General features: G+C 73.3%; 11 protein-coding genes. 5 read left to right on the top strand and 6 right to left on the bottom strand.

Annotated elements, in window-relative coordinates; all coding sequences use genetic code 11:
- Window positions 1-124: 124 nt before the first annotated feature.
- Window positions 125-517: a hypothetical protein gene (locus tag ACIQCJ_RS14995; RefSeq protein ID WP_391051392.1), complete on the top strand. Its 393-nt coding sequence runs from the start codon at window positions 125-127 to the stop codon at window positions 515-517.
- A 131-nt stretch (window positions 518-648) separates the two neighbouring features.
- Here the strand turns inward: ACIQCJ_RS14995 and ACIQCJ_RS14990 are convergent, their stop codons facing one another.
- Window positions 649-1,278: a TetR/AcrR family transcriptional regulator gene (locus ACIQCJ_RS14990; protein ID WP_402711576.1), complete on the bottom strand. Its 630-nt coding sequence runs from the start codon at window positions 1,276-1,278 to the stop codon at window positions 649-651.
- A 58-nt stretch (window positions 1,279-1,336) separates the two neighbouring features.
- Here ACIQCJ_RS14990 and ACIQCJ_RS14985 point away from each other — a divergent pair, with 58 nt between their 5' ends.
- On the top strand, window positions 1,337-2,293 hold the full coding sequence (locus tag ACIQCJ_RS14985; RefSeq protein ID WP_402711575.1) for an NADP-dependent oxidoreductase: 957 nt from the start codon (window positions 1,337-1,339) through the stop codon (window positions 2,291-2,293).
- Between the two features lie 139 nt (window positions 2,294-2,432).
- Here the strand turns inward: ACIQCJ_RS14985 and ACIQCJ_RS14980 are convergent, their stop codons facing one another.
- On the bottom strand, window positions 2,433-4,556 hold the full coding sequence (locus ACIQCJ_RS14980) for a putative Ig domain-containing protein (protein ID WP_402711574.1): 2,124 nt from the start codon (window positions 4,554-4,556) through the stop codon (window positions 2,433-2,435).
- A 286-nt stretch (window positions 4,557-4,842) separates the two neighbouring features.
- Here ACIQCJ_RS14980 and ACIQCJ_RS14975 point away from each other — a divergent pair, with 286 nt between their 5' ends.
- Together ACIQCJ_RS14975 and ACIQCJ_RS14970 are read left to right on the top strand one after the other, a co-directional pair.
- Complete coding sequence (locus tag ACIQCJ_RS14975; protein WP_355339430.1) at window positions 4,843-5,658, top strand: helix-turn-helix domain-containing protein; 816 nt, start codon at window positions 4,843-4,845, stop codon at window positions 5,656-5,658.
- 227 nt (window positions 5,659-5,885) lie between these two features.
- Window positions 5,886-6,776: a DMT family transporter gene (locus tag ACIQCJ_RS14970; protein WP_402711573.1), complete on the top strand. Its 891-nt coding sequence runs from the start codon at window positions 5,886-5,888 to the stop codon at window positions 6,774-6,776.
- A 193-nt stretch (window positions 6,777-6,969) separates the two neighbouring features.
- Here ACIQCJ_RS14970 and ACIQCJ_RS14965 read toward each other — a convergent pair whose 3' ends face one another.
- Together ACIQCJ_RS14965 and ACIQCJ_RS14960 are read right to left on the bottom strand one after the other, a co-directional pair.
- Window positions 6,970-8,223, bottom strand: coding sequence for a winged helix DNA-binding domain-containing protein (locus tag ACIQCJ_RS14965; protein WP_402711572.1), 1,254 nt, complete (start codon window positions 8,221-8,223; stop codon window positions 6,970-6,972).
- A 38-nt stretch (window positions 8,224-8,261) separates the two neighbouring features.
- Window positions 8,262-9,044, bottom strand: coding sequence for an enoyl-CoA hydratase/isomerase family protein (locus tag ACIQCJ_RS14960; RefSeq protein WP_355339437.1), 783 nt, complete (start codon window positions 9,042-9,044; stop codon window positions 8,262-8,264).
- 378 nt (window positions 9,045-9,422) lie between these two features.
- Here ACIQCJ_RS14960 and ACIQCJ_RS14955 point away from each other — a divergent pair, with 378 nt between their 5' ends.
- A complete protein-coding gene (locus ACIQCJ_RS14955; RefSeq protein ID WP_355339439.1) occupies window positions 9,423-9,893 on the top strand; it encodes an ATP-binding protein in 471 nt (156 codons plus the stop codon).
- A gap of 122 nt (window positions 9,894-10,015) precedes the next feature.
- Here ACIQCJ_RS14955 and idi read toward each other — a convergent pair whose 3' ends face one another.
- A complete protein-coding gene (gene idi, locus ACIQCJ_RS14950) occupies window positions 10,016-10,678 on the bottom strand; it encodes an isopentenyl-diphosphate Delta-isomerase (RefSeq protein ID WP_355339441.1) in 663 nt (220 codons plus the stop codon).
- Between the two features lie 55 nt (window positions 10,679-10,733).
- Complete coding sequence (locus ACIQCJ_RS14945; RefSeq protein ID WP_402711571.1) at window positions 10,734-11,771, bottom strand: cation diffusion facilitator family transporter; 1,038 nt, start codon at window positions 11,769-11,771, stop codon at window positions 10,734-10,736.
- Between the last annotated feature and the right edge of the window lie 266 nt (window positions 11,772-12,037).

Genomic DNA, 12,037 nt, shown 5'->3' with positions numbered 1-12,037 from the left:
CGAGGCGGCCCGCGCCGCGTTCCCGACGGCGCCCCCGGACCCTCCGGGCGGGAGGGAACCCGGTGGCGTCCGGCTGCGTCCCATCCATGACCGGACCCCGAACCGGCCGCCGGAGGAGGACACGATGCGCGCTCGGACATTCGCCGCTGCCGCCGCCGTACTGCTGGTGGCCGGTTGCGGAAGCGCGAGCGGCGTACGTGTCGGGTCGCCCGATCCGAGCGACAGCAGCACCCGGCCGGTCTGCGGTGACGTCACGGTCACGCCCGGCGGCGGGGCCGAAGGCCGCGAGGTCTGCCTGAGTGTCGGCAGCACCCTGCGGGTCGCCACCGCCCCCGGCGACCGGCCGCCCGGCGAGCGGGGCGCCGCTCTCTCCGAGATCTCTCCCGGCGTCTACCGAGGCGCGCGGGTGGGCACCGCCGAACTGAGCGGGTTCCGGCGCGCCTGCCCCGGCGCCACCCCCGGTGTCATGTCCTGCCATGCCATCGCGGGGTGGAAGATCACCGTCGACGTACGGTGATCGGCACCATCGCGGGACCCCGGGTCGGCAGTGGGGGCCGGCCCGGGTCCCGCGATCCCTTCGGCACGGCACGCCGACACGGTTGACCCGGTCAGCCTTCGGCGCGGCACGCCGACACGGCTGACGCCGACTCAGTCTTCGGCGCGGCCCGGCCGGGCGGCGGGCGACAGGCCGTCCATCAGCAGGTCCAGCAGGCGGCCGGCCTTGGCCGCGCGCCCGGGCCGGGGGGCCACGGTGAAGATGCCGATGAGGGCGGCGGCGATGTCCTCGGCGGTGACGTCGGAGCGGAGGTCGCCCGCCGCACTACCCGCGTCGAGCATCGTCGTGATGGCCGTCAGCAGCTCGGTCCGGGTCCGCGCATGGGTGATCTCGCCCGACTCGATCATCGCGAGGAGCGTGTCGAGCATGCCGTTCTTGGTCGCGATCCAGTCGCCGAACAGGTCCGTCCAGCGCCGCATCGCCGCGGCCGGGGGCAGCTGACCGAGCAGCTCGCGGGCACCGGTCGTCAGTCGTACGACCTGATCCTGGTAGACCGCGTCGACCAGCGACTCGCGGGTCGGGAAGTGCCGGTAGAGCGTGGCGATCCCGACCCCGGCCTCGCGGGCGATCGCCCGCATCGACGGCTCGGCGTCGGCCGACATGAACACGCGGGTCGCCACCGTGAGCAGCTGGTCGCGGTTGCGGGCCGCGTCCGCCCGTGGCGCGCGGGGCTCCGCGTCCGCCGAAACGGATCGCGCTCCGTTTATGTTACGGTCGTTCATGTAAACGGAGCATAGTCCGTTTCGGTGTGTTCCCTCGGTCCCAAGGAGACAGGCGCACATGAAGGCACAGAGCGATCAGCCTCCCACGGGCGGGAGCAGGGCGGTCCGGCTCGAGTCGTTCGGCGGCCCCGAGGTCCTGGAGGTTCGCGAGGTTCCCGCCCCGCAGGCCGGGCCGGGACAGATCCGCGTACGGGTCACCGCGGCGGGTCTGAATCCGATGGACTGGATCATGACCGCCGACGCGGACACCGCCGCCCGGTTCGGCCTGAGCCCGCCGGCCGGGTTCGGAACCGACTACGCGGGAGTGGTCGACCAGGCCGGTGCCGAGGTGAGCGGGTTCGCCCCCGGCGACCGGGTGTTCGGGGGCGCCCTGTCCCGCGCGGTCGCCGACTTCGTGGTGATCGACCCGGCCGGGGGGACGGCGGCGAACGAGGCCCACCACACGCCCGACGGCGTCGACGACCGTACCGCCGCCACCCTCACGATCGCCGGCCGTACGGCATCCGCCGCCCTCGCCGTCATCGATCCGGGCCCGGGCGACACCGTGCTGATCGGCGGCGCGGCGGGCGGGGTCGGGGTCTTCGCCGTCCAACTGGCCCGGATCGCGGGAGCGCGCGTGATCGGGACGGGATCGGCGGCGTCGGCCGACTATCTGCGCGAGCTCGGGGCGGAGCCGGTCGTCTACGGCGACGGCCTGGCCGACCGGGTCCGATCGCTCGCTCCCGGCGGCGTCACGGCCGCCGTCGACCTGCACGGCGTGGAGACCGTGCACGCCGCCAGGGAACTCGGCGTCCCGGACGGTCGCATCTGCGCCATCGCCGCGCAGGTCGACGGGGTGCCCGCGGCCAACGGCGCGAACGCGGCTCCCGGCGCTCTGGAGGAGATCGCCCGCCTGGTCGCCGCGGGCCGGCTCCGGGTGCCGATCGCGGAGACCTTCCCGGTCGAGCGGATCCGCCGGGCTGCCGAGCTCCAGGCCGGCAGGCACGTGCGGGGCAAGGTCGTCATCGACCTCTAGGGCCTGGCCGTGGCGACGGCGAACGTGGTGCCGCCTTCACCGATGCGGCGGGGAGGGCTTCCCGCCCCTGTGGGGCCGGGGCGGGAAGCCCTCTCGTCGCCGGGTGTCGCCGATCCGGAGGACCCCGGTGGACGACGGGCTAGCCGACGTTGACCGCCGCGTCGTCGATCAGGAACGACGTCGCGAGGCTGGAGTCCTCGGTGCCGGTGAACTTCAGGGTGACCGTCTGGCCCTTGTAGGAGGACAGGTTGACCGAGCGCTGGACGTAGCCGGTGCCCTTGTTGAGGTTGGAGTACGAGGCCAGCGTGGTGCTGCCCGCGGCGACGGTGAGCTTGTCGTACGCCGTGGTGGTGCTGGTCTCCTGGCTGCTGACGTAGAGGTAGAAGGTGAAGGTGGCGCTGGTGCAGGAGGCGGGGATCGTGACCGACTGGGAGAGCGTGTCGGTGTGGGTGGTCCCGTAGCCGTTCAGCCACGCCTTGTACGAGCCGCTGTGGGCGGGGGCGCCGGTGCTGTTGTCGATGACGCCGGAGGACGTCGTCCAGCCGGTGTTGCCGCTCTCGAAGCCGGGGTTGGTCAGGAGCTGCGCGCTGGTGCAGCCGCCGCCGCCCGACCCGGTGACCGTCCAGGTGAAGGACGCGCTGCCGGAGGCGCTGGTGGTGTCCGTGGCGGTGACGGTGACGTTGTACGTGCCCGCCGCCGTCGGGGTGCCGCTGATCAGACCGGTGGAGGAGTTGATCGACAGACCGGTCGGCAGGCCGGAGGCGCTGTAGGTGAGGGTCTGGCCCGAGGCCGAGTCGCTGGCGCTGATCTGGAGCGAGGCCGCGGTGTTGACCGCGGTGGACTTGGCGCCCGGGTTGGTGACCGTCACCGTGTTGCCGCCGGTCGAACCGCCGTTGGTGAAGGCGGCCGTGCCGTTCGGCGTGCCCAGCCCGGTCGGCCCGTCGTATCCGGCCTTCGCGGTGCACAGGTAGGAGCCGCCGCACGAGCCGTTGGAGCCGCTGGTGACGTCGTTCAGCGAGCCGGTGTGCGAGTACGGGTAGGAGGCGGGGGTGGTCCCGGCCGCGGGGGTGCCGGCCAGGGCGTAGACGGAGGCGATGATCGGCGACGAGGCGCTGGTGCCGCCGTAGACCTGCCAGCCGGATGCCTGGTAGCTGTCGTAGACGGCCAGGCCGGTGGCCGGGTCGGCGACGGCGGAGACGTCGGCGATGGTGCGCTTGGCGCAGCCGGTGTCGGTCTGCCAGGTGGGCTTGGCGTCGTAGGCCGAGCAGCCGGAGCCGGTGCCCTCGGTGCTCGAGGTGTTCCAGACGGACTCGGTCCAGCCGCGGGTGGTGCCGCTGGCCCGGCTGAGCGCGGTGCCGCCGACGGCGGTGACGTACTTGGACGCGGCCGGGTACTCCGCGCCGTAGCCCTCGTCGCCTGAGCTGACGGTGATGGCGACGCCCGGGTGGTTGAAGTACTGCGAGTCGGCGGTGGTGTCGGAGGAGTCCTCGCTGCCGCCGTAGCTGTTGGAGACGTACTTCGCGCCCTGCGTGACCGCCTGGTTCACCGCGGTGCCCAGGTCGTCCATGCTCGCCGAGGTGGCCTCGACCAGCAGGATGTGGCACTGGGGGCAGACCGCGCTGACCATGTCCAGGTCGAGTGAGATCTCACCGGCCCAGCCGGAGTCGGCGCTCGGCAGCGACGTGGTCGAGCCGTTCTGGTTGATCTTCTTGAAGCAGCCGTTGGCCGTGGTGCAGGCCGGCAGCCCGTACTGCGCGCGGTACGTGCTCAGGTCGGCCGCGGCGTTGGGGTCGTCCTGCGCGTCCACGATCGCGACGGTGGCTCCGGCGCCCGCGGACGACGGCAGCGCGTACGCGCTCTGGAGGTCGGTGGGGCCGTAGCCGGAGGGGGTGGCGTTCGGGGTGATGCCGAGGTGGTGGACGACGTCGGTACGGGTCAGCGCCATGCAGGCCATCTGGCCCTTCTTGGCGGGAACGGCGCACAGGCGCTGGGTGGGAGCGGCCGACGACGCGGACGCGGACGCGCCGGACGACGTGCTCGCGGCCGTGCTCGACGACGCGGAGGTGTGCGACGACGCGGCCGTGCTCGACGACGCGGAGGTGGCTGCCGCGCCCGACGCCGGGGTGCTGGCGACGGACGGCGCCGCGGTGGCCAGCAGACCGCCGGTGACGAGAGCCGCCGCCGACAGTACGGCGACCGCCGTGCGGCGGACGGCCCGTCTGGCCCGGCCGGGGTGTGACGACTTCAATGAACTGCCCTCCATGGGGGGATCGGCTCCCGAGGGCGTCCGCCGCTGACCTTCATGTCAAGGTCATGACAACCGATCATGCGACGGCGACGCCTGGGACTTCGTGTGGCGCACGTTCACTGGTGATCCGGATGTCATCTACTGCCGACTGCCACCACCGTGAGTGGTGACCGATGCTGAACGTAGTGACCGAGGGCCCAAGTAACTACCGGCCTATGGCAAAGAGTTGCCCTCGGATCGGCCTGGATCCGACCCCGGCTCGCTTCCGCAAGTCGATCTCCGCCGTATACCTTGTGGCGCCATGGAGACGGAGGAAGAACCGGTCAACGACCTTGTCGCGCTGGGTCTCGCGCGGTACGAGGCGCGGGTCTATCTCGCCCTCGTGCGACGTGAGTCGTACACGGCGGCGGAGGTCGCGCGGGCGGCGGACGTACCCCGGCAGCGGGTGTACGACGTGCTCGACACGCTGGTACGGCGGCGGCTGGCGACCGCGCACCCCGGCCGGGTCGCCACCTTCTCGGCCGTCGCGCCGGAACTGGCCGTCGCCCGCCTCATGGCCCTCCAGCGTGAGACTCTCGAACGCCTCGACCGCGTCTCCTCCGCGCTGACCGCCGCCCTCGTCCCGGTCTGGGCCGACGGCCGCACGCAGACCGTGCCGATCGACTACGTCGAGATCCTGCGCGACCCCAAGTCGATAGCCGAGGCGTTCACCGACATCCAGGGCCAGGCCAAGACCGAACTGCTGAGCTTCTGCAAACCGCCCTTCGTCGCCCCGGCCGCGAACACCCCCGGCATCAAGGTGGTACGTCGGCTGCGCCGCTCGGGCGGCTCGGTGCGGGCGATCTACACCCACGACTCGCTCGACGACACGGAGGTGCTGGAGAACGTACGGCGCTTCGGCGCGGCGGGCGAGGAGCACCGTTTCACCTCCGCGCTGCCGCTGAAGCTGGTGGTCGCCGACGCGTCGCTGGTGCTCTGCGACATGCCGGACCCGGTGGCCGGGACCGGCGCGACGACCGCGCTCTACATCGAGCACCCGGCGCTCGCCGCGTGCCTGCGGCTGGCGTTCCTCACCGTGTGGGAGAGCGCGGAAACGGTTCCGAACGCGCGGCCGTGACCCGTACGGCGGCTGCGGGGCGCCCTGTCGCCCGGCTGTCGGCCGGCCGGCGCTCGGCTGTCCGCCGGGCCGGCCGGCTCCCGTGGGACCGCTGTCCGCGAGCTGTTCTTGAGCTGTCGGTGAGCTGTGGGTGAGCTGTCCGCGTCGCTGTCCTGAAGGCGACGCGGACCTGTGGCGAAGCCCACGGAACCCCTCGATCCCGCGGTCAGTGCCTATACAGTGACCGCGTGGCCGTGTTCCTGCTGGGAGTCAGTGCCGCGTGCTGCCTCGGCCTTGGTTTCGTGTTGCAGCAGCGTGCGGCCGCGCGTGCCTCGCTCGCGGACTTCCTGTCCTTCCGGCTGCTGCTGCACCTGGTGCGGATGCCGGACTGGCTGCTCGGTGTCGGCCTCATGGTCTGCGGCCAGGTGCTCGGAGCCGTCGCCCTCGTCTACGGCGAGGTCTCCCTGGTCGAACCGCTCACCGCCACCAATCTGCTCTTCGCCATGGCGCTCGCCCGCTGGCTCACCCCGCGCCAGTCCCTCGGCCTCAGCGGGTGGGGCGGCGTCGTCCTGCTCGCCCTCGGCGTGACCGCCTTCATCGTCGCGGGCCAGCCGGAGGGCAGCGCGGCCGAGGCGGGGGCGCTGCGGCACTGGCTGGTCTTCGGCATCGTCGCCGGGCTCGCGCTGCTGCTCACCGGCGCGGCCAAGCGGCTGCCGCCGCCGTCCGAGGCCACGCTCCTCGCGCTGGCCGCGGGCCTGCTCTACGGACTCCAGGACGCCCTCACCCGGATCTGTAGCCAACTGGCCGGTGACGAGGGTGTGGCCGCTCTCGCCGTGCACTGGCAGCCGTACGCCATCGCCGTCATCGGCCTCACCGGCATGCTGCTCGTCCAGAGCGCCTTCGAGACCGCCTCGCTGCGGATGTCGCTGCCCGCGCTGACCGCCGCCCAGCCGCTGGCCGGAATCGCCTGCGGCATAGGTTTCCTCGGCGACCGCCTGCGCGTCACCCCCGGCGCCCTCGCCTGGGAGGCCGCCGGTCTCGCCGCCATCACCATCGGCGTGATCCTCCTCGGCCGCCACCCGGCCATGCCGCCGGGCGCCGCCGACCGCGTGCCGGTGGGCGCGACCCGCATGCGCTGAAGCCTTCAGCCGGGCCGTGAGGGGGACGCCTGCAACCTCCCGCGTCCACTCCGCCGCGGACCGCGTGCCGGTGACCCGTACGCGCTGAGCCCTGAGGGGGACGCCCGCGACCCCTGCGCCCACTCCGGCGCGGACCGCGTGCCGGTGCGACCCGTATGGGCTGGGCGTTCAGCCGGGCCGGTCATGGGGACGCCTACAGTCCCCGCGCCCACTCCCACGCGGCCTCCGTGCCCAGGAAGCGGCCGATGTCGGCGACCTCGGCCGTGATGCCGGCGGCGACCGGGGCGGGGAGGGGGCCGGTCAGCGGCTCGACGCGGAGCGTGAGACGGCGGCCCTGCCAGGTGTGGCGCCAGGTGGCGACCACCGCGCCGTCGCGCAGCACGCAGGGCATGAGCATGCCGCCGCCCGTGGCGATACGGGTCGCGAAGGCCGGGTCGAGCAGGGCGTCGCGGTCCTGGTAGCCGAGCAGGTACGGGTCGAAGTGCCCGGTCAGCCGTACCCGTGGCCGGTCTGCGGGCCGCGCCGGAGGCGGCGCCGTGCCGGCCGCCGCCCACAACGGCTCGCCGTCCGGGCCCACGACCTGCGCGAGCCGGTCCTCCGCGGCGCGGTGGCCGCGCCTGGCCTGGCCCAGGGGCAGCCCGGACCAGCGCGCGAAGTCGGCGACCGACGCGGGGCCGTAGGCGGTGGCGTGCCGGACGGCCAGTTCGGCCAGCGCGTCGTCGCCGGTCGGGCCGTCGTCGGGGACGTCTTTCAGCCACCGCTCACGCAGGACATACGTGGACACGTCGCCCGCCGCCTCGGGGCCGCGGCACAGCACGCCCCTGGCCGCCGCGAAGAGTACGAGGTGCGCCGGGGCCTGGCCGCCCGGGTCCACGGCCACCCCCTCCGCCGCGAGCAGGTCGACCAGTTCGGCGCGCGGTACGGGCGGCCGGTCGGCCAGCACCCGCTCCAGGGCGGGCAGCGCCCGCTCGCACAGCTCCTCGTCGAGGCCGAGCCGGGCCCGGCGCCCGCGGTACGCGTCGGCCGCGCGCGGGCCGAGCAGCGCGGTCAGCCAGCGCACGTCCTCGGCCGCCACAGCGTGCAGGGTGCCGCGCATGAGCCAGGTGCGGACGACGGCGCGGCGGTCCGCGCCGCACGCCCTGTCCACGTCGGCCGCGGTCGGCGCTCCGTCCGTGCCGCCGGTCCGCGCCCTGATCTGGAGGCGGCACGCCTTCGCGTCCTGCGCCTGGAGACCGGCCGAGAGCCGGACGGCGTCCGCCACCGTACGATCGCTGCCGCTGCCGCTGCCGCTGCCGCTGCCGCTGCCGCTGCCGCTGCCGCTGCCGCTGCCATCGCTTTCGCCCGCGCTGCCGCCCGCGGCGTCGCCCGCTGCGTCGCTTCCGTCCTCGGTCAGGCCCTGGGAGCGGGCGCGCCAGCGGCGGACCTCGGCCGTCGTGAGCCGTGCCATCGACTTCGTTCCTCCGCTCGGTCGGCCGCGCAATTGCTTCAGTCCGCTGCCGGGGTCCAGGTGAAGCGCGGCTCGCGGCGTTCGAGGAAGGCGGCGACGCCCTCGGCGGTGTCGCCGCTGAGGGCGGCCTGCCGGGCCCAGTGGGCGGCGCGGGCCGCGTCGTCCGACGCGTCCGCCGTCGCGGTGAACTCCTTCGCGGCGGCCTGGGTGAGCTGCGAGCGCGACCGCAGCACCCCGGCGAACTCCGTGACCCGCTTGTCCAGCTCGTCCTCCGGCAGCACCTCGTCCACCAGGCCGGTGCGCAGCGCCCGCTCGTCGTCGATCAACTCGGCCGAGAACAGCAGGTGTTTGGCGGTACCGGGCCCCGCGAGCCGCACCAGGCGCCGGGTGGAGGCGGCGCCGTAGACGATGCCCAGGCGCGCGGGCGTGATCCCGAAGCGGGCGCCCCGCGCGGCGAAGCGCAGGTCGCAGGCGACGGCGAGCTGGCAGCCGCCGCCCACGCAGTAGCCGCGTACGGCCGCGATCGTCGGCTTGGGGAAGGCGGCCAGCGCCTCCTCCGCGGCCATGGCGGCGGACTGCGCGCCGCTCGACGAGACGGGGTCGGCGAGGTCGGTGATGTCGGCGCCCGCGCAGAACGTGTCGCCCGCGCCGGTGAGGACCAGCACGCGGACGGCGGGATCGACCGCGAGGTCGTGGAGGAGCCCCGGCAGCGACTGCCACATGGCCGTCGTCATCGCGTTGCGCCGGGCCGGATTGCTGATCGTCACGGTCGCGGTGCCGTCCGCGGCGCTGACGAGCAGCCCAGGGCCGGAGGTGGACATGCGTGCTCCTTCACGGGGGCGACATGCGCTGGCCGGTGCCGACAGATCCTATCGACCGGCGCGCGGCCGGCCGGGGGCGCACGGCGCCCGCGCCGGGAGGCACCGGTACGCCGTGCCAGGACGCACCGGCACGCCGGTGCACGTGCAGATGATCTCGGTCGAAGAGTTCGGGAAGCGTCCGAAGACTGCCGCGAATCGATCGAAAAAACGAAGTCGGCGATCGTTTCCGGTCAAAAATTACAGAAAGGTGCGGACTTACGGTTTCCTGCCTGTTCGGCTCCCGCCGTTACGGACACTCGACCTGTGAGGCGGAAGCTGCCGGGGTTGTCGGCAGGGGCCGCGGGGACACGTCACGCGAAAGCGACGGTGGGTGCGGTCATGGAGGTGCGCGGGAGCGTCCCGCCCGATCAGGCTCCGGCTCCGAGACCGTACGAGGGGGTGTGGCGGTTCACCGCCCCGGCTCTCGACTCGTCCGTGCCCCAGGTGCGGCGCGGGGTGCGCGCCCTCGTCGCCGACCAGGGGGTGCCGATCGACGAGGACCTGCTGTACGGACTGCTGGTCATCGTCTCGGAGCTGGTCACCAACGCGGTGAAGCACGCGGCCGTGCTGTCGCCCGAGATCACCGTCGAGGTCGCGGTCGGCGCCGACTGGATCAGGATCGCCGTCGAGGACAACCACCCGTACCGCCCCAGGGCGCTGGAGGCCGACCACGGGCAGACCGGCGGCCGCGGGCTGCTGCTGGTGAAGACGATCACCGCGGAGGCGGGCGGCCAGTGCGACATCGCGCAGACCGAGACCGGCGGCAAGGTGATCTGGGCGGCGCTCCCGCTGCGGACCACCGCCCTCTGAAACCGCGGCCCGTCCTGCGCTGACCTGCCTGCCCGTCCTGCCTGCCCGTCCTGACCAGCGTGCCCGTCCCGTGCTGCCCTGCCCGTCCTGCCCGGTGCCGGACGGGGCCCGCCGGACGGGGGCTACCAGCCCGCCGTACCGCCGGTGACCTCGCGCACGGTCGGCAGCGCCGCGTCGAGCACCGTCTGGAACCACGCCGAGAAGGGTCCGTCCGCGCGCAGCCGCGCCAGCTCCTGCGGGCCCACGAACGCCGTGTCGTCGATCTCCTCGGGGTCCGGCCGCAGCGCGTCGCCGATCAGCCCGACGAACAGGTGGTTGTACTCCTGCTCCACCAGACCGGAGGCCGGGTCCGGGTGGTTGTAGCGGACCGTGCCCGCCTCGCGCATCAGCACCGGCGCCGCGCCCAGCTCCTCGGCGGTGCGCCGGGCCGCGGCCACGAACGGCTGCTCACCGGGGTACGGGTGCCCGCAACAGGTGTTGGACCAGACACCGGGGGAGTGGTACTTGCCCAGCGCGCGGCGCTGCAACAGCAGCCGGCCCTCGCCGTCGAAGAGGAACACCGAGAAGGCGCGGTGCAGGCGTCCGGGCGCCTGGTGCGCGGACAGCTTCTCCGCGGTGCCGATGGTCCGGCCGTCCTCGTCGACGAGTTCGAGCAGGATCGGTTCCGCCACGGCTTGACCCGCCGGGGTCTGCTCGGCATCTGCCAGGGTCTGCGCGGCAACACCATTGGGCGACGGTACGGCGGTGGGGGAGCCGGGTCGGCCGGTGGCAGGACTGGTGGGCATGTCCATCCTTCGCTTTCGACGACAGGCCCTCAGTCTGCCTCACTTCGCGTGCCGCTCAGTGGCAGAGCCGCGCCTCGTGCTCCGCGTGCCCGACCGGCTCCAACTGGAAGGTGCAGTGCTCCACATCGAAATGCGTGCCGAGGCAGCCCTGAAGGTCGTGCAGCATCTTCTCGTAGCCGACCGCCTCCAGGACCTCCTGGCTGACCACCACGTGCGCCGACAGCACCGGCATCCCCGAGGTGATCGTCCACACATGCAGATCGTGCAGGCCCTCCACGCCGGGCAGCCCCTCGATGTGGCTGCGGACATCGCCCATGTCAACGCCCTTGGGCGCGGCCTCCAGCAGGACGTCGACGGCCTCGCGCAGCAGCTTCCACGTGCGCGGCACGATCATCAGACCGATCAGCAGCGACGCCACCGGGTCGGCCTGCCGCCAGCCGGTGGTCATGAACACCACGGCCGCCACGATCACCGCGAGCGACCCCAGCGCGTCCGCCATCACCTCGAGGAAAGCGCCCCGCACATTGAGGCTCTCGCGCTGCCCGCGCATCAGCACAACGAGTGACACGGAGTTCGCGACCAGACCGATCGCGCCGAAGACGACGGTGCCGCCGGCGTCGATGTGCTGCGGGCTGATCAGCCGCCGTACGCCCTCGTAGAAGATGAACGCGCCGACGCCGAAGAGCAGCACCGCGTTGAGGACCGCCGCCAGGATCTCGGCGCGCGCGAAGCCGAAGGTGCGGCGCTCGCTGGCGGGGCGGTTGGCGATGTGGATGGCGAGCAGCGCCATCGCGATACCGGCCGCGTCGGTCGCCATGTGACCGGCGTCGGCGAGCAGCGCGAGGGAGTCGGTGACCGCGCTGCCGACCACCTCGACCGCGAGCACGAAGAGCGTGATGCCGAGCGCGATCCGCAGCCGGCCGCGGTACGCGGAACCGGCCGTGCCGTCGGCGCCCGGCCGCAGACCGTGGCTGTGGTCGTGACCGTGGCCCTTCTTCCGGCCGCCGTCGCCGTCCTCCCGCTCGCCGCCGCGCTCCTGGCCGCCGCTGCGCGTGCGACCTTCGCCGTGGCCGTGCGCGTGGCCTGACCCCATGGCCGCGTCCCCCTCTCGTCGGACCGCCGTGCCATCCGGTGTGCGGCGGTCAGTCAACACCGGTTACCCACCGTGGGCAAGCCGGTACTGGAGACCGTTGTCATGTGCGGTGACCTGCGGTGATGAGGCGCGCAGAAGGGGCGCGGGGAACACCGCCCACCTCACTCGTACGGGTGAGCGCGTCCGTCGTTTGTCCGGGCGCCCGTGATCAACGATGATGATCACGCCGGGCACGCCAAGTTCAGGCGAACGGGCGGTGAACGGTG

The organism is Streptomyces sp. NPDC093221 (assembly GCF_044753885.1).
Lineage (GTDB): Bacteria > Actinomycetota > Actinomycetes > Streptomycetales > Streptomycetaceae > Actinacidiphila.
The sequence above is the reverse complement of the archived record's forward strand: the minus strand, read 5'-3'. Positions and strand labels throughout refer to the sequence as shown.